This window comes from Pseudonocardia wallangbongensis (assembly GCF_054486945.1).
This window is the reverse complement of the sequence record NZ_JBRERS010000005.1, coordinates 1-21,168: the sequence shown is the minus strand read 5'-3', so window position 1 is coordinate 21,168 and position 21,168 is coordinate 1. Positions and strand designations below refer to the sequence as shown.

Below are 21,168 nucleotides of genomic sequence, written 5' to 3'. Positions count from 1 at the left end.
ACCCCGCGAGTCCGGGCCCAGCACGCTCCCGACCTCCCGAGCCGGTAGTCGCTGTTGCCGTCGCCGTGGTTGGTGAGCGCGCAGCCCACGCTCGCGTTGCAGGTGTGGTCGGCGTGCCCGTCCTTCGAGTGCCGGCTCGTCTGCGGGTTAGCCGCTTCATCAACTACGCGAGCCCGCAACCCGACCGTATCCTCTACACAACGTAGAAGATACGTTCTACACTGGGTAGAAGGACGGTTCCCTCCGACGGTGGAGAGCGGGCATGGGCGCGATCGACGCATCGACAGGGGCGCGGCTGCGCGGCGCGCTCGACGCCGCGGACCAGCGGTACCACCCGGCGGCGGGTCTGAGGAGGCAGTTCAACAAGGTCTTCCCGACGCACTGGTCGTTCATGCTCGGCGAGGTCGCTCTGTACAGCTTCGTCGTCCTGCTGCTGTCCGGGGTCTACCTCGCCCTGTTCTTCGACCCCTCCATGGAGGAAGTCACCTACAACGGAGTGTTCGAGAACCTGCGCGGCATCCACATGTCGCGGGCGTACGAGAGCACCCTGCAGATCTCCTTCCAGGTCCGCGGCGGGCTGTTCGTCCGCCAGGTGCACCACTGGGCGGCACTCCTGTTCATGGCCGCGATGGTCGTGCACATGTTCCGCACGTACTTCACCGGCGCCTTCCGCAAACCGCGCGAGGCCAACTGGGTGATCGGCGTGCTGCTGCTGTTCGTCGGGGTGTTCGCCGGGTTCACCGGCTACTCGCTCCCCGACGACCTGCTGTCCGGCACGGGCCTGCGGATCGCCTCCGGGATCACGCTGTCGGTGCCGGTGATCGGCACCTGGGCGCACTGGGCGCTGTTCGGCGGCGAGTTCCCCGGTACGGAGATCATCCCGAGGTTCTACATCCTGCACGTGCTGCTGCTCCCGGGCGTCCTGCTGGCGCTGATCGCGGTGCACGTCGGGCTCGTCTGGTACCAGAAGCACACCCAGTTCCCCGGCCCCGGCCGCACCGAACGCAACGTCGTCGGCGTCCGGATCCTCCCGGCCTTCGCAGCCAAGGGCGGGGCGTTCTTCACCGTCGTGGTCGGCGTGCTGGGAATCATGGGCGGGCTGTTCCAGATCAACCCGATCTGGAACCTCGGGCCCTACAACCCGGCCCACATCTCCGCGGGCTCCCAGCCCGACTGGTACATGGGCTGGTCGGACGGGATGGCGCGGCTCTTCCCGCCCTGGGACATCTCCATCGGCGACTACAACATCCCGCCCGTCTTCTGGGCGACGGCCGCCTTCCTGCCCGTACTGTTCGTGGTGGCCGGGGCCTACCCGTGGGTGGAACGCCGCCTCACCGGAGACCGGGCGGCGCACAACCTGCTGCAGCGCCCGCGGGACGTGCCGGTGCGGACGTCGCTGGGGATCATGGGGATCACGTTCTACGGGGTGCTGCTGCTCGCGTCGGCCAACGACGTGTTCGCCCTGTTCTTCGACGTGTCGCTCAACGCCACCACGTGGGTCGGACGCGTCGGCCTGCTCGTGCTGCCGCCGATCGGCTACTGGGTGACGTACCGGATCTGCCTCGGGCTGCAGCGCTCCGACCGTGCGGTGCTCGAGCACGGCATCGAGACCGGCATCGTCCGGCGGCTGCCACACGGTGCGTACGTGGAGGTGCACCAGCCGCTGGGCGGCGTCGACGAGCACGGCCACCCGATCCCGCTGCAGTACCAGGGCGCTCCCGTCCCGAAGAAGCCGAACCAACTCGGGTACGGCGGCACACCGGCTCCCGGCTCCTTCCTCACGCCGGACCCGGCCGACGAGACCGCGGCGCTCTCCCGGGCGCGGCGGAGCCTCCAGGGAAACCGGTAGCGCCCTCGGAGTCCTGGATGTGCGCCTCGCCCGCGCCGCGGCCGTTCGGGTGCTCGGTGCACGGGCCCGCTCACGATCCCGAGCCCTGCAGCGAGTCAGAACTCCATGAGCATCAGCGGCCCGACCGCGGCCCGGACCCCGGTCCCCACCGACTCATCGAGGCGGACCGCGCTGGTCGCCGGTGTGCTCTACCTGCTGACCTTCGTCTCGATCCCGACCCTCGCCCTCTACGGCCCGGTCCGGGCCCCGGGCTACGTCACCGGCCCCGGCCCGGACACCCCCGTCGCCGTCGGGGGCATCCTGGAGATGATCGTGGCGTTGGCCTGCATCGGCACAGCCGTCGCGCTGTACCCGGTGGTCAGGAAGCAGAACGAAGGGCTCGCGCTCGGCTTCGTCGCGGCGCGGGTCCTGGAGGCGGGCACGATCGTGATCTGCGTCGTGAGCCTGCTGTCGGTGGTGAGCCTGCGCAAGGCCGGGACCGGCGCCGATGGCCTGATCGCCGGCCAGGCGCTGGTCGCCGTCCACGACTGGGTCTTCCTCCTCGGGCAAGGCACCATCCCGGCGGTGAACGCCCTGCTGCTGGGCACCCTGCTGTACCGGTCCCGCCTCGTCCCGCCGGTCCTCCCGCTGATCGGGTTCGTCGGGGCGCCCCTGCTCGTCGCCTCCGTCGCGGCCACCCTGTTCGATCTCTGGGGTCAGCAGTCCGCCATGTCGGCACTGTTCGCGCTCCCGATCGCCGCGTGGGAGTTCTCGCTGGGCGTGTACCTGATCGCCCGGGGCTTCCGGCCCTCACCCATCACCGCCTGAACCGGCCTGCTCCACGCCCCCGATGAAGCGCTGACCACGAGAACGCGTGCGGCGGTCTCTCAGCGTGGCTTCAGCACCGCGCGCCACTTCTCAGCGCCACCTCAGCGTCCGCCTCAGAGAGTGACCCCCACATCTCCGGGCCGGGCGCATCGAGGCCCTCGAGCGGAAGGGCCGACGACGACCTTGCCCAACCGATCCACGAGCACCGACGACAGCGTCGTCCGAGCGCTCGTCGATCTCAGGATCGGCGTGACCGACACCATCGCCGGCCTCCTCGCCGCCGTCGAACAAGCCGACTCCATGATCGACAAGCGGCGGAGTGGACGATCGTGGTCCGACATCACCACGAGTGCACCGAACCCCATGATCACCGAGATCCTCACCCACGCGCTGGAGGACCTGGGCGAGGTCGGCAGCCGCTATCGGCACGAGAAGGCGGTCGCGCTCCGGCGCGAAGGACTGAGCACGAGGTCGATCGGCGAGCTGTTCGGGGTCAGCCGCCAGCGCGTGTCGACCTTGCTGCGGCAACGCCGGTGAGCCTCAGGCCACCAGCCCGCTCCGGAAGGCGTAGACCACCGCCTGCACGCGGTCCCGCAGATCGAGCTTGGTGAGGATGCGCGACACGTACGTCTTCACGGTCTCCTGGCTGATCACCAACGTCGCGGCGATCTCGCTGTTGGACAGGCCGTCCGCGATGAGGCGCAACACCTCCAGCTCGCGCGGGGTCAGCGCGTCGTGCGGGGTGTCCCCCGCGGGCCGGATCCGCGCCGCGTACCTGCCGACGAGCTGCCGCGTCACCTCGGGTGCCAGCAGGGCGGCCCCGGTCGCGACCGTGCGGATGCCGTGCAGCAGCTGTGCCGGTGGGGAGTCCTTCAGCAGGAACCCGCTCGCCCCCGAGCGCAGCGCCTCGTACACGTACTCGTCCAGGTTGAACGTCGTCACCACGAGCACCTTGACGGGGTCCACCACCCCGGCGCCGGCCAACAGGCGGGTGGCCTCGATGCCGTCGAGCACCGGCATCCGCACGTCCATCACCACCACGTCCGGGCGCAGCCGGCCGGCGAGGTCGACCGCGGCCCGGCCGTCCCCGCACTCGCCCACCGCCTCGAGGTCGGGCTGGGCATCGATGATCGTCGTGAACCCGGTGCGGATCAGCGCCTGGTCGTCGCAGACCAGCACCCGGATCACGACGGGTTCCCCGTCGGGATGGATGCCCGCACGACGAACCCGCCGCCCGCCCGCCGGTCCGCGCTGAACTCGCCGCCCAGCGCGCCGACCCGCTCGCGGAGCCCGGCCAGCCCCCGCCCGCTCCCGCCGGGAGAACCCTTCCCCGAGCCAGAACCGTCGTTCCCGACCTCCACGGCGATCCCCCCGACGCCGTAGTGGACGCGGACCACGGTGCGGCTTCCGTGGGCGTGCTTGAGCGCGTTCGTCAGGGACTCCTGCACAACCCGGTAGACCGTGAGCTCGGCGCTGCCGCTCGGCTCCGCCGGCCGGCCCTCCTCGGTGAACTCGACCGGCTGACCGGCCTGGCGCGTCTGCTCCACCAGGGGGCCCAGCTCGCGGACGGACGGTGCCACGACGCCGGTCTCGTGGTCGGGGTTGAGCACATCGAGCAGGTGCCGCAGGTCCGAGATGGCCCGGCGACCGGTGTCGGTGACGGCCGTCAGGGTCTCGTCGAGGCGATCGGGGGCGGCGGTCAGGTAATGAGCCGCCTCCGCCTGGATGACCATCGCCGTCACGTGGTGGGTCACGACGTCGTGGAGCTCGCGGGCGATGCGGGTGCGTTCGGCGGCGCGGGTGGCCTCGGCGACATGGCGGCGCCGGTCGGCCTCGGCGGCCCGGTTGGAGCGCAGCCAGGCACCGATGACCCACGCGGCGACCAGGGCCAGGTAGAACACCACGAACCCGTCCACGGTCTCGGGTGCTCCGAGCATGAGGAGCACGACCGCCAGCGACGCGTACGCCACCGAGAGGACGACCGCGGTGACGCGCCGGCGACGTTCCAGATGGGCGCCCGCGCTCACCAGCGCGATGGGCAGTGCGGTGCCGGCGACCATGTGGTAGCTGCCGAGCTCGGCGACGGCGAAGCCGAGCGACACGAGGGCGAGACACGCGGCCGGCCACCGCCTGCGCACGGCGAGGGGGAGGCACTCGAGCGCGAGCACGACGGCCGCGAGCGCGTCGAAGGGGCGGGCCGGCAGGTCACCGACCTGCGTCTCGTGACCGTTGAGCACCGGAAGGAACGACGCGACGACGAGCAGCAGCGCGAGCGGGAGATCCCGAACGGTGACATCCAATCGCCGCCACAGGTCCGCGACCCGCCGGAGATCGATCACCGCGCGAGCCTAGCGGCGGCGCGGCGGCGGGCCGGCACCACGCGGCCGCGCCGGTGGGCCAGCCACATGAACACGATCGTCAGCACCACGCCGGTCACCACCGTGTACAGGCTCCCCTCCGGCCCGAACTCACCGCCGCTGAGCAGCATCGGGCCGGACGTCACACCGTTCAGCAGCCCCTCCGGCGCACCGTTGCCCGAGACCTCGGCGCCGAAGATGCCGGCCGCGGTGAAGTTCCAGCCGAAGTGCAGGCCGATCGGCAACCACAGGGTGCGGGTGGCGGCGTAGGCGGCGGCGAACATGCCGCCCGCCTCGATCGCGATGGCGATCGCCCCCCACAGGCTGGCGTGCTCGTTGAGCAGGTGAGAGAGGCCGAACAGCACACCGGTCAGCGCCAGTGCCGTCCACGTACCGGTCCATTCCTCGACGATCCGGAAGAGGATGCCGCGGAACATCAGCTCCTCCGTCACCGCGGCGGCGGCCATGAAGCCGAACAGCCCGACCGGGCCCGTCGCCGAACCGAAGCCCTCGACCCGGAAGCCACCGAGGAAGGCGATGTTCACGATGACGAAGGCGAACATCCCGACACCGATCAGCAGCCCACGGCCGGTGGCCGCGGCGGCACCGGTCGCCGCCACCTCCGTCGGCGCGCGGCGCTCGCTCCACCGCACCATCGCGGCGTACGTGACCACGGCGAGCACCGCCGTCGCGAGGCCGACGACCAGGGTGAGGAGCCCGTTCCCCGCCACCACCCCGATCGCCTGGCCACCGGCGAAGGCGACCGCCGCGACGGGCACGAACTGCTTCAACAATCGCATGACGACTCCGTTGCGGGATTCCGCGGCCGAGCGCCGCGGCGACGTCGGAAACGCTATGGATTCGACGGCCCGGAATCGTCACCGTGCGGTGGACACTCGTGGGTAGCTCGCTCGGGGGACAACCCGGCGGCGCCCACCGTCAGAAGCGCCGTCCGTGCCCGGCTTCCAGCTGCGCGATCAGCGAGAGCACGACGGCCGGGCCGTCGTCGGCACGGACCTGGCGCGCGAGCTCGGTGGCGCGGTCGCGGTAGGTCGATCGGTCGAGGCAGGACCGCAGCGCACCGGCCAGGGCGTCGGCGGTGAGCTCCGCCAGCGGCAGCGGGGGCGGCGCAACACCGAGGCGGTGCAGCCGGTCCGCCCAGAAGGGCTGGTCGACCAGGACGGGCACGGGGACCGCCGGCACCCCCGCGCGCAGCCCGGCCCCGGCGGTGCCCGCTCCGGCGTGGTGGACGACGGCGGCCATCCGGGGGAACAACCAGTCGTGCGGCACGTCGCCGACGAGCAGGGTGTCGTCACCGGCGGGTCCGAGCTCGGCCCAGCCGGACTGGACGACGGCGCGCACGCCGGCGCGTTCGACGGCGGCCCCGACGATGTCGTGCAGCCGCTCGTGGTCCGCGGTCATGCTGCCGAAACCGACGAACACCGGCGGCGGACCGGCTTCCAGGAAGTCCACCAGCCGATCCGGTGGCCGCCATCCCAGCGGTGTAGCCGGCCACCAGTACCCGGTCACGTGCGTGGTGGCGGGCCAGTCGGCCGGTCGCGGGACGACGGCGGGGCTGAAGCCGTGGCAGATCGGCCAGTCGTCCGGTGGGCCCGCCGCCTCCGCGGGGAGATCGAACCGGGCGCGCAGCCGCCGCAGGACGTCGGCGTAGAGGGAGCCGGTCCGCGCGAGCAGCTCGCGGCCCGCGGCGAGGTTCTCAGCGGGCGAGGGCAGCCCGGTGACGGGCCGGCCGGGTGGTGGGAACTCCCGGGTGGGGACACCCGGCGCGAGGTAGACGCCGAGGCTCGGGATGCCGAACCCGTCGGCCACGAGCCGGCTCACCGGGGCCGGGCCGAATGCGGTGAGCAGCAGGTCCGTACCGGCGGCGACGGCGGCGGTCACACCATCGCCCAGCTCGTCGAGGAACGCGGCGAACACCGATCGCGCCGCCTCCGGCGAGGGGGCGGCCGTGCGTGCGCGTACCTGCTCGACCGGATCGCCGGGCAGGGTCCGGTACTCCAGCCCACACTCGCGCACGAGGTCCGCGAAGCGGTCGTGCGCGGCGAGAGCCACCTGGTGGCCCGCCTGCTGCAGCCGCCGGCCCAGGCCCGTGAACGGCGCGACATCACCGCGCGAACCCGCTGTCACGATCAGGATCCGCATCGGGGTCTCCGGCTACTCGCCACGGCGGCGTTCGGATGGACGATCATCCAGACCAACATCACCGTGGCGGGACGTGAACGGCGTGCACCCAAACGATGATCAAGGCTGGCGGAGCCTACAGGTCGGCGGCCAGCGGGACCTGCTCGACGGCGGGCGACGTCATCCACTCCCGCAGGGCGTGGGTGGCGTGGACGTCGTCGGCGTTGTAGGCGAGCAGCCGCTCCCGCTGTTGCGGGTCGGGGGGTGCGCCGTCCATGCCGACGGCGTCGCGGTACCAGCGCATGGAGTTCTCCCCACCCGCCTCCGGGTCGCGCCAGGTGAAACCGGCCACCGGAGCGATGCGCTTGAGCCCCTTACCCTGCGAGCACAGGAACCACTCGCTGACCACCGCGAACAGGTCGATCCAGCCGGGGTGGGCGATGAACTCCTCCACCTCGGCGAGCGCCGGGATGCCCGGCATCCCGGCGAACCGGGTGGCCGAGGCGAGGAGCCAGCGGTTCTCCGCCTGCTCGTTGTAGCAGTAGGCGGCGAAGGTGCGCCCGGTGGCGGCGGCCCGGGCCCGCACCGCCGAGAGCCATGTCCAGAACGCCGCGAACGACCGCGCCTCGTCGTCGGTGGGCACCGGGTCCCAGGTGGCGAACGCGCGGTAGCCGTCGGCGTCGTCGCCGGGCTGCCGACCGCCCGGGTGGCGCAGCAGCGCGCCCCACATGTAGGCGCCCGCCTCGCCGAAGCTCTCCATGTCGACGTCGACCTCGACGTCGGCCCGCACCACCGCGACCTGCGGCACCCGCCGCACGACCGCGAGCCCGCGCAGCCGCGCCCGCGCCAACGCGACGAGGTCGGCGAACGGCATCCCCGGCACCTCCGCCGGCGGCTCCGCCGCGAGGTCGAGCGCGGCGAGCGCGGCGACGGTGCCCACGCCGACCTCCCGCAGCACACCGGCGGACTCGCCGCGGACGACGAGGCTGACGTCCTCCGCCCGCTCCAGCACGGCCTCGCAGGTGGGCCACCACTGGCAGCGCCGGCACTCGGTGATGCGCGACGGCTCGGCGAGCGCGGGCGCACCGGTGGCGGCCGCCGTGGCGACCGCCAGCCGGTCGGCGAAGCGGGCGTCGTACTCGGCGAGGGTGGACCGGGCGCCGGGCCAGTGGCCTGCACGCAGGTCGTGCCACACGACGACGTCGGCGTCGAGCCCGATGACCCCGCCGTGGTCGCCGTGCCGGAGCCGGGGCTCCGCGGCCCAGCCCACGGCGTGCAGCAGGCGGTTGAGGTGGGCGAGCCGCATCAGGTCACGTGGCTGCGAGCGCACCTTGCGCTCCTCGTCGACGCGGGCACGCTGCGGCCACGGGGCGTCGAGGGCTGCCGTGAGCGCGCCTGCACCGGGATCCGTGATCCGGTGGCGCACGACGATGACCGGCACGTAGCCGCCGCCCGGCAACCGGACCAGCAGTTCTGGACTCCCCCGGCGCCCGGCCGCGCGATCGGTGGGCAGCGCGGCCCCCCAGATGAGCCGGGCCCCCGACGCCACCGCGCGGGCCGTGGCGTCGACCCGCTCGGCGCCGGGCGCACCCGGCGGCACCGCGAACCAGTCGCCCGCGAGATCCGCGGCCAGCCGGGCACCGATGTGCTCGCGGTGGGCGACGGCGTCGGCGCGGCGCTGCTCCAGCGCCGGATCCGGCATCGCCCGAGGCGCCGCGGCCGCCTCCGGGTCGTGGTCGAGGTGGACCCGCCGGCGGCAGCGCGTGGTGGCCGCTGCGTCGAGCACCGGGCTGCTCCCCGCCGTGGGATCCACCACGGGATACCGGTTCTCGATCGCCGTCACGTACCAAAGGGTAATGACACGTACCGACAGTCCGGGCCGATCGGGTCGTTCCGCGCGGCGGGCCTCACCACATCGGGACACGCGGCGGCGTCGAACCACGCGCCCGGGGGCGGGACCCCGTTAAGCTCGGGCACCCGATCACCGGGCACGAGGAGGACGAGCGGATGGGGCTGCGGCGACGCCGGTCGACGCCCGCGGCGGGCGAGGCCACCGGAAGCGCGGACGCCGCGCCGGCCGCCCGCAAGCCGCTCACCGCGGCGCGGGCCAAACGCATGATCGGCGTCGGCAAGGCCGTCGCCCCGCTGCTCGCGCCGTACGCACTCGCGGCCGCCACCGTCGCGCGGGCCCGGTGGGACGCCCACCGGGCCGCCCGCCTCGGCGTCGAACCCGGCCAGCTGGCCGCGTACGCCGGGCCCGGCGGCGCGCTGCACGCCCGCCTGTCGCGGATGGCGGAGGCGCTCGACCGGCTCGAGTCCGGCGCCGAGGTGCACGGCAGCGACGCGGCGCGGCGCTTCGCCATCGACACCCGCCCGCGCCTCGCCGACCTGTCCGTCGCCGTGCGCGCGGCCGAGCAGATGCCCACGCAGCGCCGCCGCACGGCCTACCGCTCCGTCGGCGCCGAGCTGGACCGGCTGGAGGTGGCCCTGCTCAAGCACCTCGGCATCCACGGCTGACCGCGGCCCCGGTTCCGCCACGGCGCTGTGGGTCGAACGGGTGCGCTGACTCGTCCACCCGCGCGGCGGCTACCGTCGGGCCCCGTGACGAGCGGTCCGGACGGTGGTGTGCTCCGGGGTGCCGTCCTGGCCGGGTTGAGCGCGCTGCTCGCGGCCGTCGGGCATGCGGCGGGCGGGGGCGCGGTCCCCGACCTGGCGGTACTCGTGCCGGTGCTCCCCCTGCTCGCCTGGGTGTTCACCGGTCGCGCGAGCCGCTGCCAGAGCCTGGCGGGCACGGTCACGGTGCTGGCGGTGGGGCAGTTCGTGCTGCACAACGCGATCGAACTGCTGCACCCCGCCCACGCCGGTTCGGCGATGCTCGCGATGCACGCCGGGGCCACCCTCGTCACCGCGTTCGCCCTGCGCCACGCCGACCGCGGTGCCGCCGCGTTGGTGGCGGCGCTGCGGCGGGTCCTGCCCCACCGCCTCGTGCCGCCCCCGGCCGACCGACCGCTCCCGGTGCTCGCGGTGCCGGGCCCCGCGGTGCCTCCCCGGCTCACCCGCGCCTTCGTCGTCGCCCACGCCCGGCGGGGCCCTCCGGTGACGTGCTGACCACTCCCCGCACGTCCCACACCACCCACCGGAGAGCATCCATGCCCTCGTCCACCCGCCGGAGCGCGCTGCGCGTCGGCGCCGTCCTCGTGGCCGCCACCGCGGTCACGCTCGTCGGCGCGGCGCCGGCGTTCGCCCACGTGACGGCCCAGCCCCAAACGGCCGAGCAGGGCAGCTACGCCGTGATCGCCATGCGCGTCCCCACCGAATCCGACACAGCGGGCACCGTGTCCCTGCAGGTCACGCTGCCCTCCGACCACCCCATCACCTCCGTCCGCACCACCCCGCGGCCCGGCTGGACGGCCACCATCGCCAAGGCCCCGGTCAACCCGCCGGTCGAGTCCCACGGCCGCACGATCACCGAGGCCGTTCGCACCGTCACCTGGACCGCCGACCCCGGCGTCCGCATCGGCCCCGGCGAGTTCGTGGACTTCCCGCTGTCGCTCGGTCCGCTCCCCACCGAGACGGACCAGCTCGTGCTGCCCGCCGTGCAGACCTACGACGACGGCGAGGTCGTCGCGTGGGACCAGCCGCCGGCCGCAGACGGGTCGGAACCGGAGCGACCGGCGCCCAGCGTCACCCTGACCCCGCCGACCGGCGACGACGCCCACGTCGCGGCCGCCATGGCGGACCCGGGCGACATGAGCGGCACGGCCGACACGACCGCCCGCTGGCTCGGCGGCATCGGCCTGCTCGTCGGGGCGCTCGGGCTCGGGGTCGGGGTCGGCGCGGTGCTCCGGTCCCGCCGATCCACGGGGGCGGACCGATGACCGCGCGGCTCCTGCGCACCCTGGCCGTCGGCGTGCTCGCCGGGCTCGCGCTGCTGCTCGGCGCGACCCCCGCGCTCGCGCACGCCCGGCTGGAGAGCAGTGATCCCACCGACGGCGCGAGCCTCGACGCCGCGCCGCAACGGGTCACCCTGACCTTCAACGAGGCGATGACGCCCGGGTTCAACACGCTCACCGTCGTCGGTCCCGACCAGGGCCACTACGAGACCGGCGACGTCGCCGTCGACGGCTCGTCGGTGAGCATCGAGGTGCAGCCGCTCGGCCCGGCGGGCCAGTACGAGGTCGGCTACCGCGTGGTGTCGGCCGACGGCCACCCGATCAGCGGCAGCGTCGGTTTCACCCTGACCACCGCCGGCACGGGCACGCCCGCCGCCGCAGCAGCGCCTTCCGCGAGCCCCGCGGCCCCGACGGGCCAGCCGGCGCCCGCGCCCGCGGCCGCCGCCCCGGCCGACGACAGCGGCGGCACCCCGGTGTGGCCGTGGATCGTCGGCGCCGTCGTGCTCGTCGGCGGCGGGGTCGTCGCGGCGCTCCGGCTGGGCCGGGGATGACCCCGCCGACCGCGGACCCGCTCCCGCTCGACCGGCTGCGCCCGGTCGGGTGGGCCGGGCTCGCGGTCGGGGCCGCGCTGGCGGCGAGCATGCTCACCGGGGCGCTGGCGGGAACGACGCTGCCGGTGCTGGTCGGGACGTCGGTCACCCGGTCCGGGATGGACGTCGCCGGTGTCGCGTCCGCCGGGCTGGCCGTGCTCGCGCTGCTGCTGCCGGCGGCCCGCCGCCTGCCCGGTTCGGCGCTGCGCCCGCTCGAACGCGTCCGGGCCACCGCCGACCGCGCACTGGTCGCCGTGGCGGGCGCGTGGTTGGTGCTCGTGCTGGTCGGGATCATGTTCCGGACGGCCGACGCGTTCGGCAGGCCGGTCGGGCAGCTCGCAGCCGGTGAGATCGGCAGCTTCGTCACCGAGCTGGCCGGGGGCCGCGGGCTGCTGCTCACAGCCGTCTGCACCGTGGCGCTCGTCGTCTGCGCGGTCATGCGGCTGCGCGACCGCGCGCGGGTGCAGGCCAGGGTGCCGCTGGTCGCCGCGCTGCTGGGGCTCGTCACGCCGGCGGTCACCGGGCACTCGGGGACCCACCCCGACCACCAGCTCGCGATCATGTCGATCGGGATCCACGTGGTCGCGGCCGCGCTCTGGGTGGGCGGGCTCGCGGTCGTGCTCGCGCTCGTGGCGCGCCACCGCGCCCTGCTCGAGGCCGTTCTGCCCCGGTTCTCGCGGCTCGCCGGCTGGTGCATCGGCGCGGTCACGCTGACGGGCCTGTTCACCGCCGTGATCCGGCTCGGGACGTGGGATGCGGTCGTCACCACGCGGTACGGCGCGCTCGTCCTCGCGAAGATCACGTGCCTCGTGCTGCTCGGCATGCTCGGCGCGCTCCACCGGCGCAGGCTGGCCGCGGGGCGCATCCCCGTGCTGCGGTGGGCCGGTGTCGAGGTGGCGGTGATGGCCGCCACGATCGGCATCGCGGCCGCGCTGTCGCAGTCCGCCTAGGCTCGGTAGGTCTCCAGGAGGCGCAGCCACACCTCGCTCATCGTGGGGAATGCGGGCACGGCGTGCCACAACCGGTCCAGCGGGACCTCCCCGACGATGGCGATGGTGGCGGCGTGGATCATCTCGGCCACGTCCTGGCCCACGAACGTCACACCGACGAGAACGCCCCGTTCGGTGTCGACCACCATCCGCGCCGCACCGTCGTAGTCGTCGGCCTGCACCGACGACCCGGCGACGGCGATCGGGATGTCGACCACCCGGACGTCGATGCCCGCGGCGCGCGCCTGCGCCTCGGTGTGCCCGGCCGTGGCCACCTCGGGGTCGGTGAACACGACCTGCGGGACGGCCACGTGGTCGGCCGTGGCGACGTGCTCGCCCCACGGCCTGGTGTCGAGCTCCTCCCCCGCCGTCCGGGCACCGATCGCGGCACCGACGATCCGCCCCGCGTACTTGCCCTGGTGGGTGAGCAGCGCCCGGCCCGTGACGTCTCCCGCGGCGTACAGCCACTCCCCCGCGACGCCCTGGACCAGCCCGGTGTCGTCCACGGCGAGCGGCTTCCCGGGTTCGAGACCCACCGCGTCGACCCCGATCGACGCGGTGTCGGGCCGCCGCCCGGTGGCCACGAGCAACTCGTCGACGACGACGGTGCCGTCCTCCGTGCGCAGCTCGATCTGGTCGCCCGCAGCGGCCACCGACTCGAGCCGGTGCTCCAGCCGCACGTCCACGCCTTCCGCGCGCAGACCGGCCGCCACCCGCTCGCCCGCGAACGGCTCCATCGCCGGCAGCAACCGCGGACCGCGCTGCAGGAGCACGACCTGCGAGCCGAGGCGCCGGAACGCCTGCGCCATCTCGCAGCCGACGACGCCACCGCCCAGCACCCCGAGCCGGGGCGGGATCTCCTTGGCCGAGGTGGCGTCGCGCGAACCCCATGTGCGCACGCCGTCCAGACCGGTGACGGACGGCGCGGCCGGCACGCTGCCGGTGGCCACCACGACCGCCCTGCGGGCGACGAGCGTCTCCCGGCCGGCCGGGCCGTCGACCTCCACCGTGCGCTCACCCACCAGGCGGCCCTTGCCGCGCAGCACCCGGATGCCGGCGCCGGTGGCCCACCGCACCTGGCTCTCGTCGTTCCAGTCGTGCGTGAACGAGTCGCGGCGTGCGAGCACGGCCGCGGGGTCGAAGTCGACCGTCGTGCCGGGCAACCTCCGCACCGCGGCCACCGCGTGCCCGGTGCGCAGCAGGACCTTCGACGGGATGCACGCCCAGAACGAGCACTCGCCCCCGAGCAGCTCCGACTCGACGATCACCGCCGAGAGCCCGGCGCGGACGGCGTAGTCGGCGGCGTTCTCGCCCACCGGCCCGCCACCGATCACGATGACATCCACGTCCGCCATCAGGACACCCCCGCCACGGCCCCGACCACGTCGGTCTCCCCTTCACGCAGCTCCAGAACCTTGCCCGCGCTGCCCGGCGTGTCCAGCAGCGCGACGAGCACGGCTGCCGTGTCATCGCGGGTGACGCTGCTCCGCGCTACCGGTGGAGGCGCCAGCAGCACCCTCCCGACGCCCGGGTCGTCGGTGAGCGAACCCGGCCGCAGGATCGTCCAGTCGAGGTGGTCGGCGCCGCGGATCGCCTCCTCCGCCGCCCGCTTCGCCGCGATGTACGCCGCCCAGACGTCACCGCGGTCCGGCGCCGGTGGTTCGTCGACGCCCGCCGAGGACACCAGCAGGTAACGCCGCACCCCCGCGATCCGCGCCGCGTCCGCGAGCAGCACCGCGGCGGCCCGGTCGACCGTCTCCTTGCGGGCGACCCCGCTGCCCGGCCCGGCGCCGGCGGCGAACACGACGGCGTCGGCACCCTCCAGCACGGCCGCGAGCTCGTCCGCCCGTGCCGCCTCGAGGTCCAGCACCACGGTCGTGGCCCCTGCCCGCTCGAGGTCGGGGCCGTGGTCCGGGTTGCGCACCACCCCGGTGACCACGTCCCCGCGGCCGGCGAGCAACGCGGCCAGCCGCAACCCGATCTTCCCGTGTCCCCCAGCGATCACCACGTGCACGCGCGTGACGGTAGCGTCGTCAGCGGTTCGGCCGCAGCGTCCAGACGACGGTCATGCGGGTGGTTTCCCGGCCGTCGCCGTCGGTGATGGTGACGTCGATCCCGAACTCCGGGCGCGCGCCCGCGTCGAGCTCGGCCAGTACGTCCGCGGCCGGCCTGCCCAGGACGGCCTGTGCCGTGAGCGGGCCGCGCGCGATGCGCTGGTAGGCGATCTCGGATCGGACGGGCAGCGGGGTCGCCCGCTCCATCGCGGACGCGAACGCCGCCAGCGTGACGGCACCGGTGGCGGTCTCGGCCAGCCCGAAGATCATCGCCGCGTGCGGTCCGCCGACGTGGTTGCGCAGCTCCGGCTCGTCGGACAGCCGCAGGACCGCGCGCTCCGGCGTGACCTCGGCGAACTCGATACCGGCCGTGCGCACCCACGGCACGGTCTGCTGCATGGTGGCGCCGACCCAACTCGACTCTGTCGTCACCGACGTGATGTTACTGCCCGGTAACCACCGTCGGGAACTCCCTGGTCGGCGCCCGGCACCTCACCCGACGGCGAGGTGAGACCCGCTTTCCCACTCCGCGGAAAGCGCTCCACCGCGCGGGCGTGGGTGAAGCTGGACCCTTCGACGAACCCGGCCGATGTCGGCATCGAAACCAACCGGCCACACCTGCCGAGACCTGCTCGGGAAGCGGTACGCGATCTAGGCTCGGGCTCGTGGAGATCAAGGCTCTCGTCTTCGACGTCTTCGGCACGGTGGTGGACTGGCGCTCCGGCGTCGCGCGGGATGTGCGACGCCTGCTGCCCGGCGTCGACGCCGAGGCATTCGCCGACGCGTGGCGCGGCCGGTACGTCCCGTCCATGGACCGCGTGCGCCGCGGCGAGCAGCCCTGGACCGCGCTCGACGACCTGCACCGGGTGTCGCTCGACGAGCTGCTGGCCGAGTTCGGCCTGCCCGACGTGGCCGGGGACGTCCGCGCCGAGCTCGTGCTCGCCTGGCACCGGCTCGACCCGTGGCCGGACTCCGTCGAAGGGCTGACGAGGTTGAAGGCCCGGCACGTGATCGCGACGCTGTCCAACGGCAACGTCGCACTGCTCGTCGACATGGCCAAGCACGGTGGCCTGCCGTGGGACACGGTGCTCTCGGCCGAGCTGTTCGGGCACTACAAGCCCGACGACGAGGTCTACGACGGCGCCGCCCGGCTCCTCGGCCCGGCACCGGAGCGGGTCATGATGGTGGCCGCCCACACCAACGACCTCGCCGCCGCCCGCGCCCGCGGCCTGCGCACGGCCTACGTCCACCGCCCGGACGAGAAGGGCCCCGCAGCGGCCCCGCCCCCCGCGACCGACCCGGCAGCGGATTTCTCGGTGGCCTCCCTCGCGGAGCTGGCGACCCGGCTCGGAGGTTGAGGCCCCGCCGGTTCAGGAAAGCCACATTGCTGTCCTGCAGGTTCAGGAATGTGGCTTTCCTGAACTTCCGGGCCGGGCCACGAGCACCCGGAACCGGTTCCGGAGCACGTAGCCGCCGGTTCTCGTCCGGTTGACATCGAGGCGGGTCAGGACCGCCCGGCGGACGGCCGGCTCGCCGGCCCTCGCGGCCGCCGCCCGGCCGATCCCCGACGCGAGGAGGGGACCGACCAGGGCGTCCGCGTCCGCGTAGGTGAACGGGCACTCGACCTCGTCCTCGGCCGCGACGTCCAGCCCGGCGAGTCCGACGACCTTGCGCAGGCGCGCCGGGTCGGTGAGCGGAGGCGGCCCGGACCGCGGTCGGCGGGGCGGGACCCAGGCCGCGAGAGCCTCGCCGAAGGCACGCACGTCGCACTCCTCCTCGGGCCCCCAGGTCGTGACGGCGGCGGCGCTGCCCACCCGCGCGGCGGCGCGCAGCACGGCGACCGGGTTGGCGACGTGCTGCAGCAGCTGCACGGCCGCGACCAGGTCGAACGGGCCGGAGGGCGGGTCGTGGGCGTCGCCGAGCAGGAAGTTCGCACCGGGTACCGCGGCGGCGGCCGCGGCCACCGCGGAGCGGTCGCCGTCGATGCCCACCACCCGGGCGCCGCGCGCGACCGCCGCCGCCGCGAACGTCCCGGGCCCGCAGCCCAGGTCCAGCACCGTGGTGCCGGCGCCGGCACCGGCGAGGTCGAGCACCCGGGTGTGGAGCGGTGCGCCCCAACCCGGCGGGCCCTCGGTCACGTCAGCCCCAGACGTCCTCCGCCACCTGCACGATCAGGCGCAGCTTCGCCGCCTCTTCCTCCAGCGTGAGGGTGTTGCCCTCGACGGTGGAGGAGAAGCCGCACTGCGGGGAAAGGCACAGCTGGTCGAGGGGCACGTACTTCGAGGCCTCGTCGATGCGGCGCTTGAGGTCGTCCGGGTCCTCGAGCCTGCCGGTCTTCGTGGTGACGAGCCCGAGCACCACCTGCTTGCCCGGCGGCACGAACCGCAGGGGCGCGAACCCGCCGGAGCGCTCGTCGTCGAACTCGCAGAAGAAGCCGTCGACGTCGAGCTCGCCGAACAGCGCCTCGGCGACGAAGTCGTAGCCGCCCTCGGCCGCCCACGAGGAGCGGTAGTTGCCGCGGCACATGTGCGTGGTGATCCGCATGCCCTCCGGCCGGCCCGCGACCGCCGCGTTGATCTGCTTGATGTAGCGCAGGTGGGCGTGATCGGCGTCCTCGCCCCTCGCCGCGATCTGGGCGCGGTGGGCGGGGTCGTTGAGGTAGGCGAGGCTGGTGTCGTCGAGCTGCAGGTAGCGGCAACCGAGGTCGGCCATGGCGCGCACCTGCGCCGCGTAGGCGGCGGACAGGTCGTTCCAGAAGTCCTCGACGTCCGGGTACACGGTGCGGTCGACGGCCGCGATGCCGGCACGGTAGTGGACCATGCTCGGGGACGGGATCGTGAGCTTCGGCGTCGCGCTGGTGGTGAGCGAGGCGAGGTACCGGTACGCGTCGGCGAAGATCGGCTCGTCCAGCCGGACCCTCTCGCGGACGGCGAGGCCGGCGCTCGTGAACGCGTTCTCCCCCTCCGCGTTGTGCATGCTGACCCGGATCTTCTCCTCGGTCTTCGCGATGCCGCCGAGCTGGTAGATGAAGTCCATGTGCCACGAGGTGCGGCGGAACTCCCCGTCGGTGGCCGACTGCAGCCCGATCTCCTCCTGCATCGCGACGGCGTCCCGGATGGCCGCGTCCTCGGCGGCGCGCAGGCCCTCGGCGTCGAGGGTGCCGGCCGCGTACCGTTCCCTCGCGTCGAGGAGCGCGGGCGGGCGCAGGAGGCTGCCGACGTGGTCGGCGCGGAACGGCGGTTCGGTGCGTCGCTGCATACCCCGGAACGTAGCCCCGTGCGCGGCCCCCCGCCCAGGTGCGAGGCTGGTCACGTGGATCACGGCGTCTTCACCTTCCTGACCGACTACGGCATCGACGGACCGACGCTGGCGCGCGCCACCGAGGAGCGCGGCTTCGACGGGCTGTTCCTCACCGAGCACACGCACATCCCCACGAGCCGGGAGTCCGAGTGGTCGGGCGGGGCCGAGCTGCCCCGCCGCTACTCGCACACGTACGACCCGTTCGTGGCGCTGGCCGCGATGGCGATGGTCACCGAGCGGATCACGCTGGGCACCGCCGTCTCCCTGGTGCTCCAGCACCACCCCATCGGCCTCGCCAAGACGGTCGCGAGCCTCGACCGGATCACGGGTGGCCGGTTCGAGCTCGGCGTCGGGCCGGGGTGGAACCGCGAGGAGATGGCCAACCACGGCGTCGACCCGCGCACCCGGACCCGGCGAATGCTCGAACACATCGCCGCCATGCGGGCGATCTGGACCGAGGACGCGGCCGAGTTCCACGGCGAGTTCATCGACTTCGACCCGGTCTGGTCGTGGCCCAAGCCGGTGCGCACACCGCCGGTGCTGATCGGTGGGGAAGGACCGTCCGTGCTGGACCGGGTGCTCGCGCACGGCGACGGCTGGATGCCGCGCAGCGTCTCGGGCGACGACGTGGACGCGCTCGCCGGGCGCATCGCCGAACTGCGCCGCCGCGCCGTCGACGCGGGGCGCGGCCACCTCACCGTCAGCGTGTTCGGCGCCGCGCCGGACCGCGCCGTGCTCGAGGCGTACACGGCCGCGGGGGTCGACCGGGTGCTCTACTCACTCCCCGACGCCGGGAAGGACGAGGTGCTGCGCACCCTCGACGACCTCGCCGCCCTCCGCGCCTAGGCTCGCGCGCGCTGAGCGGCACCTAGCGACCGAGAGTGCCGTTCGCTCCACGACTGCCGTCTTGGGCATGACCGATGCAAGCCGCGGCCTCGCGCACGGCCCGCGCCGGCTCGCTTCGACGAGCGGTCCGTTCCGCACGAGGAACGGTCAACCCGAGTGCGCCGCAGACCGCGGCGCCGTCCCGGTCGTGCAGGGAGCCACGATCCCGGCCGTGCCCGGCCGGTACTCGTGGGCCTCCACGGCGCTGCCGGCGGCGCGGATGAGCTCGGCGTCGTCGACGGCGCCGGACCGGGCCGCGAGCCGGGCGAGCGAGCCGGTCGCGGGTCCGCGAGCACCCTCTTGCCCGCGGCCGCGGTGCACGTCGTGCAGCACCTGCCGGACGAGCGCGGACGGCCGCATCTGGTCGGCGAAGCTCCGGTACAGCTGCGCCACCCGGTTGCCGAGGCCGTAACGCGCGGGTGATGGAGGTGCCGGTGGCGCGGTCCGGTGCCACGGTGTCGAGTGTCGGGTACAACAAGCGGCGACGGCACCCACCGATCGGACGGGAACCCGGATGAACGACGACGAGCTGCACCGCCACATCGACGAGTTGGTGGCCGAGGAGCACCGGCTCGAGCGGGCCCACGTGGGCCAGGCGCTGTCGGAGGCCGAGCAGCAACGGTTGAACGAGCTGGGTGTCCAGCTGGACCGCTACTGGGACCTGCTGCGCCAGCGAGACGCGCGCCGCCGCGCCGGGCTCGACCCGGACTCGGCGGAGGAACGCTCCGCGAATGTCGTGGAGGGATACCGCCAGTAGTCCGGCAGTAGGTCGTGCAGATCACACCCGTCACCCCCGCCCGGCTCGTCGACGAGGTCGTGGCGCTGGTCGACGCCCGTCCCGGCCGGGTGCGCCTCGCGCTGGACGGCGCACCGCCCGCGCGTCCGCTCGCGCTCGCGGGAGGGACGGCCGACGCGCTGCGCACGCGGGGCCGCATGGCCGTGGTGGTGAGCGCCGCCGACTTCCTGCGGCCGGCCTCCGTGCGGCTGGAGTTCGGCCGCGAGGATCCCGACGAGTTTCTCGACGGCTGGCTCGACACGAGCGGCCTGCGCCGCGAGGTGCTGGACCCGGCGGGGCCGGGCGGCTCGGGCCGGGTGCTCCCCCGCCTGTGGGACGCCGGGGCCGACCGGGCGCACCGGGACCGTTACGTCGAGCTCCCCACCGACGGGGTGGTGCTCCTGGCGGGCGCTCTCCTGCTGGGCCGCGGCTTGCCCGTGGACCTGTCGGTGCACCTGAGTATGTCGCCCGCCGCCCTGTCCCGCACCCTCCCGGAGGACGAGCGTTGGACCCTTCCGGCGTACAGCCGTTACTCCGAAGAGCGCGCTCCCGAAGCGGAGGCCGACCTGGTCGTCCTGTCCGACCACCCCGACCGCCCCGCCGTCCGCCGCTGACGCGGCCGTGATCGCCGGCGGTCGGGGACCTGACGCTCGTGGGGAGCGTGTTGCTGGCGGCGGTGGTCCTCAGGGGCCGCTCTGTTCACCGGGAGCGCCTTGATCAGCGGATCGGTGCACCCACGGCCACATGTGGCCGCCCTCGCACCAGGCGGCCGATCATGCTCGCCGGGCAGTGGCTTGATCAGCCGATGGGTGCATCCCCGGCCGTATGTGGCCGCCGCGGCACCGAACACCATCGCCGTCGCCACCACGGTGGCGTGCTCCTGATCAGCGCCGACCCGGACCGACGGTGACCGGCGCGTCGGACACCACTCGAACGACTGTCGTCCGGTTCCCCCGACCGCTCCCCGGCTACCCACTGTCGTGGTCTGGACCAGAACCCCGACCCATGATCGGATGACGGGAGATCCAGACGCACCGAGCGAAGGGAGACGGGCGGAGACCCACCACGAGGAGACGACCCCGATGGCGGTATGGAACGCCAGAGGCACGGAGGGCGACAGTCCACGGAAGCCGCCCACCCGGAGGGCGACAGTCCAACGGAAGGTGCCCACCCGGAGGGCGACAGTCCAACGGAAGCCGCCCACCCGGAGGGCGACAGTCCAACGGAAGGTGCCCACGTGGAGGGCGACAGTCCAACGGAAGGTGCCCACGTGGAGGGCGACAGTCCAACGGAAGGTGCCCACGTGGAGGGCGACAGTCCAACGGAAGGTGCCCACGTGGAGGGCGACAGTCCAACGGAAGGTGCCCACGTGGAGGGCGACAGTCCAACGGAAGGTGCCCACGTGGAGGGCGACAGTCCAACGGAAGGTGCCCACGTGGAGGGCGACAGTCCAACGGAAGGTGCCCACGTGGAGGGCGACAGTCCAACGGAAGGTGCCCACGTGGAGGGCGACAGTCCAACGGAAGG

General features: G+C 73.8%; 23 protein-coding genes. 12 read left to right on the top strand and 11 right to left on the bottom strand.

Features of this window, described 5'->3' with window-relative positions:
- Nucleotides 1-262 precede the first annotated feature (262 nt).
- The 3 genes from qcrB (at nucleotide 263) to ACU436_RS19055 (ending at nucleotide 3,193) form a co-directional block, all read left to right on the top strand.
- Nucleotides 263-1,849: a cytochrome bc1 complex cytochrome b subunit gene (qcrB, locus tag ACU436_RS19065; protein ID WP_459027088.1), complete on the top strand. Its 1,587-nt coding sequence runs from the start codon at nucleotides 263-265 to the stop codon at nucleotides 1,847-1,849.
- A gap of 105 nt (nucleotides 1,850-1,954) precedes the next feature.
- Nucleotides 1,955-2,656, top strand: a complete 702-nt coding sequence (locus ACU436_RS19060) for a DUF4386 domain-containing protein (protein WP_459027086.1) — start codon at nucleotides 1,955-1,957, stop codon at nucleotides 2,654-2,656.
- Between the two features lie 249 nt (nucleotides 2,657-2,905).
- On the top strand, nucleotides 2,906-3,193 hold the full coding sequence (locus ACU436_RS19055) for a hypothetical protein (RefSeq protein ID WP_459027084.1): 288 nt from the start codon (nucleotides 2,906-2,908) through the stop codon (nucleotides 3,191-3,193).
- A 3-nt stretch (nucleotides 3,194-3,196) separates the two neighbouring features.
- On the opposite strand, the gene ACU436_RS19050 is transcribed toward ACU436_RS19055, so the two are convergent.
- The 5 genes from ACU436_RS19050 to ACU436_RS19030 form a co-directional block, all read right to left on the bottom strand.
- On the bottom strand, nucleotides 3,197-3,844 hold the full coding sequence (locus ACU436_RS19050; protein WP_459027082.1) for a response regulator: 648 nt from the start codon (nucleotides 3,842-3,844) through the stop codon (nucleotides 3,197-3,199).
- Complete coding sequence (locus tag ACU436_RS19045) at nucleotides 3,841-4,995, bottom strand: sensor histidine kinase (protein ID WP_459027080.1); 1,155 nt, start codon at nucleotides 4,993-4,995, stop codon at nucleotides 3,841-3,843. Before ACU436_RS19045 ends, ACU436_RS19050 begins: the two co-directional genes overlap by 4 nt.
- Nucleotides 4,992-5,813, bottom strand: coding sequence for a CPBP family intramembrane glutamic endopeptidase (locus ACU436_RS19040; RefSeq protein ID WP_459027078.1), 822 nt, complete (start codon nucleotides 5,811-5,813; stop codon nucleotides 4,992-4,994). Before ACU436_RS19040 ends, ACU436_RS19045 begins: the two co-directional genes overlap by 4 nt.
- A 139-nt stretch (nucleotides 5,814-5,952) precedes the next feature.
- Nucleotides 5,953-7,176 (bottom strand): glycosyltransferase, encoded by a 1,224-nt coding sequence (locus ACU436_RS19035; RefSeq protein WP_459027076.1) that lies wholly within the window; start codon nucleotides 7,174-7,176, stop codon nucleotides 5,953-5,955.
- Between the two features lie 115 nt (nucleotides 7,177-7,291).
- Complete coding sequence (locus ACU436_RS19030; protein ID WP_459027074.1) at nucleotides 7,292-8,998, bottom strand: TM0106 family RecB-like putative nuclease; 1,707 nt, start codon at nucleotides 8,996-8,998, stop codon at nucleotides 7,292-7,294.
- Between the two features lie 164 nt (nucleotides 8,999-9,162).
- Between ACU436_RS19030 and ACU436_RS19025 the strand changes: the two genes are divergently transcribed.
- The 5 genes from ACU436_RS19025 (at nucleotide 9,163) to ACU436_RS19005 (ending at nucleotide 12,588) form a co-directional block, all read left to right on the top strand.
- Complete coding sequence (locus ACU436_RS19025) at nucleotides 9,163-9,672, top strand: DUF6474 family protein (RefSeq protein WP_459027072.1); 510 nt, start codon at nucleotides 9,163-9,165, stop codon at nucleotides 9,670-9,672.
- Nucleotides 9,673-9,756: 84 nt separating this feature from the next.
- Nucleotides 9,757-10,263 (top strand): hypothetical protein, encoded by a 507-nt coding sequence (locus tag ACU436_RS19020; protein WP_459027070.1) that lies wholly within the window; start codon nucleotides 9,757-9,759, stop codon nucleotides 10,261-10,263.
- 41 nt (nucleotides 10,264-10,304) lie between these two features.
- Nucleotides 10,305-11,033, top strand: coding sequence for a YcnI family copper-binding membrane protein (locus ACU436_RS19015; RefSeq protein WP_459027068.1), 729 nt, complete (start codon nucleotides 10,305-10,307; stop codon nucleotides 11,031-11,033).
- Nucleotides 11,030-11,599 (top strand): copper resistance CopC family protein, encoded by a 570-nt coding sequence (locus tag ACU436_RS19010; RefSeq protein WP_459027067.1) that lies wholly within the window; start codon nucleotides 11,030-11,032, stop codon nucleotides 11,597-11,599. Before ACU436_RS19015 ends, ACU436_RS19010 begins: the two co-directional genes overlap by 4 nt.
- Nucleotides 11,596-12,588 carry a copper resistance D family protein gene (locus ACU436_RS19005; RefSeq protein WP_459027066.1) on the top strand — a complete coding sequence of 331 codons (993 nt, stop codon included), beginning with the start codon at nucleotides 11,596-11,598 and terminating at the stop codon, nucleotides 12,586-12,588. Before ACU436_RS19010 ends, ACU436_RS19005 begins: the two co-directional genes overlap by 4 nt.
- Here ACU436_RS19005 and ACU436_RS19000 read toward each other — a convergent pair.
- Genes ACU436_RS19000 through ACU436_RS18990 form a run of 3 tightly spaced genes read right to left on the bottom strand, consistent with a single transcriptional unit; the run spans nucleotide 12,585 to nucleotide 15,113 of the window.
- Nucleotides 12,585-13,982 carry a dihydrolipoyl dehydrogenase family protein gene (locus tag ACU436_RS19000; protein ID WP_459027064.1) on the bottom strand — a complete coding sequence of 466 codons (1,398 nt, stop codon included), beginning with the start codon at nucleotides 13,980-13,982 and terminating at the stop codon, nucleotides 12,585-12,587. The genes ACU436_RS19005 and ACU436_RS19000 overlap by 4 nt on opposite strands.
- A complete protein-coding gene (locus ACU436_RS18995) occupies nucleotides 13,982-14,641 on the bottom strand; it encodes an NAD(P)H-binding protein (RefSeq protein WP_459027063.1) in 660 nt (219 codons plus the stop codon). Before ACU436_RS18995 ends, ACU436_RS19000 begins: the two co-directional genes overlap by 1 nt.
- A gap of 19 nt (nucleotides 14,642-14,660) precedes the next feature.
- Nucleotides 14,661-15,113: a DUF4442 domain-containing protein gene (locus tag ACU436_RS18990; RefSeq protein WP_459027061.1), complete on the bottom strand. Its 453-nt coding sequence runs from the start codon at nucleotides 15,111-15,113 to the stop codon at nucleotides 14,661-14,663.
- A 233-nt stretch (nucleotides 15,114-15,346) separates the two neighbouring features.
- On the opposite strand from ACU436_RS18990, the gene ACU436_RS18985 reads away from it, so the two are divergent.
- Entirely contained in the window at nucleotides 15,347-16,039 is a 693-nt protein-coding gene (locus tag ACU436_RS18985; RefSeq protein WP_459027059.1) for a haloacid dehalogenase type II, read from the top strand.
- Nucleotides 16,040-16,081: 42 nt separating this feature from the next.
- On the opposite strand, the gene ACU436_RS18980 is transcribed toward ACU436_RS18985, so the two are convergent.
- Together ACU436_RS18980 and ACU436_RS18975 are read right to left on the bottom strand one after the other, a co-directional pair.
- Entirely contained in the window at nucleotides 16,082-16,819 is a 738-nt protein-coding gene (locus ACU436_RS18980; protein WP_459027058.1) for a class I SAM-dependent methyltransferase, read from the bottom strand.
- 1 nt (nucleotide 16,820) lies between these two features.
- A complete protein-coding gene (locus tag ACU436_RS18975; protein WP_459027056.1) occupies nucleotides 16,821-17,939 on the bottom strand; it encodes a 5-methyltetrahydropteroyltriglutamate--homocysteine S-methyltransferase in 1,119 nt (372 codons plus the stop codon).
- Between the two features lie 54 nt (nucleotides 17,940-17,993).
- Here ACU436_RS18975 and ACU436_RS18970 point away from each other — a divergent pair, with 54 nt between their 5' ends.
- Nucleotides 17,994-18,827, top strand: coding sequence for an LLM class F420-dependent oxidoreductase (locus ACU436_RS18970; RefSeq protein WP_459027054.1), 834 nt, complete (start codon nucleotides 17,994-17,996; stop codon nucleotides 18,825-18,827).
- 147 nt (nucleotides 18,828-18,974) lie between these two features.
- On the opposite strand, the gene ACU436_RS18965 is transcribed toward ACU436_RS18970, so the two are convergent.
- The gene (locus tag ACU436_RS18965) at nucleotides 18,975-19,259 is read right to left on the bottom strand and encodes a hypothetical protein (RefSeq protein WP_459027052.1); all 285 of its coding nucleotides are present in this window, start codon (nucleotides 19,257-19,259) and stop codon (nucleotides 18,975-18,977) included.
- A 121-nt stretch (nucleotides 19,260-19,380) separates the two neighbouring features.
- Here ACU436_RS18965 and ACU436_RS18960 point away from each other — a divergent pair, with 121 nt between their 5' ends.
- Together ACU436_RS18960 and ACU436_RS18955 are read left to right on the top strand one after the other, a co-directional pair.
- Entirely contained in the window at nucleotides 19,381-19,623 is a 243-nt protein-coding gene (locus tag ACU436_RS18960; RefSeq protein ID WP_459027051.1) for a DUF2630 family protein, read from the top strand.
- A 14-nt stretch (nucleotides 19,624-19,637) separates the two neighbouring features.
- Nucleotides 19,638-20,255, top strand: coding sequence for a nucleoside/nucleotide kinase family protein (locus ACU436_RS18955; protein WP_459027050.1), 618 nt, complete (start codon nucleotides 19,638-19,640; stop codon nucleotides 20,253-20,255).
- The last annotated feature ends 913 nt before the right edge of the window (nucleotides 20,256-21,168 follow it).

What these genes read in the sequence shown, in the direction of transcription:
- ACU436_RS19040 (WP_459027078.1), bottom strand. Translation starts at nt 5,813, where the DNA reads ATGCGATTGTTGAAGCAGTTCGTGCCCGTCGCGGCGGTCGCCTTCGCC.
- ACU436_RS19015 (WP_459027068.1), top strand. Translation starts at nt 10,305, where the DNA reads ATGCCCTCGTCCACCCGCCGGAGCGCGCTGCGCGTCGGCGCCGTCCTC.
- ACU436_RS19000 (WP_459027064.1), bottom strand. Translation starts at nt 13,982, where the DNA reads ATGGCGGACGTGGATGTCATCGTGATCGGTGGCGGGCCGGTGGGCGAG.
- ACU436_RS18975 (WP_459027056.1), bottom strand. Translation starts at nt 17,939, where the DNA reads ATGCAGCGACGCACCGAACCGCCGTTCCGCGCCGACCACGTCGGCAGC.
- ACU436_RS19025 (WP_459027072.1), top strand. Translation starts at nt 9,163, where the DNA reads ATGGGGCTGCGGCGACGCCGGTCGACGCCCGCGGCGGGCGAGGCCACC.
- ACU436_RS19060 (WP_459027086.1), top strand. Translation starts at nt 1,955, where the DNA reads ATGAGCATCAGCGGCCCGACCGCGGCCCGGACCCCGGTCCCCACCGAC.
- qcrB (WP_459027088.1), top strand. Translation starts at nt 263, where the DNA reads ATGGGCGCGATCGACGCATCGACAGGGGCGCGGCTGCGCGGCGCGCTC.
- ACU436_RS19010 (WP_459027067.1), top strand. Translation starts at nt 11,030, where the DNA reads ATGACCGCGCGGCTCCTGCGCACCCTGGCCGTCGGCGTGCTCGCCGGG.
- ACU436_RS18960 (WP_459027051.1), top strand. Translation starts at nt 19,381, where the DNA reads ATGAACGACGACGAGCTGCACCGCCACATCGACGAGTTGGTGGCCGAG.
- ACU436_RS19035 (WP_459027076.1), bottom strand. Translation starts at nt 7,176, where the DNA reads ATGCGGATCCTGATCGTGACAGCGGGTTCGCGCGGTGATGTCGCGCCG.
- ACU436_RS19005 (WP_459027066.1), top strand. Translation starts at nt 11,596, where the DNA reads ATGACCCCGCCGACCGCGGACCCGCTCCCGCTCGACCGGCTGCGCCCG.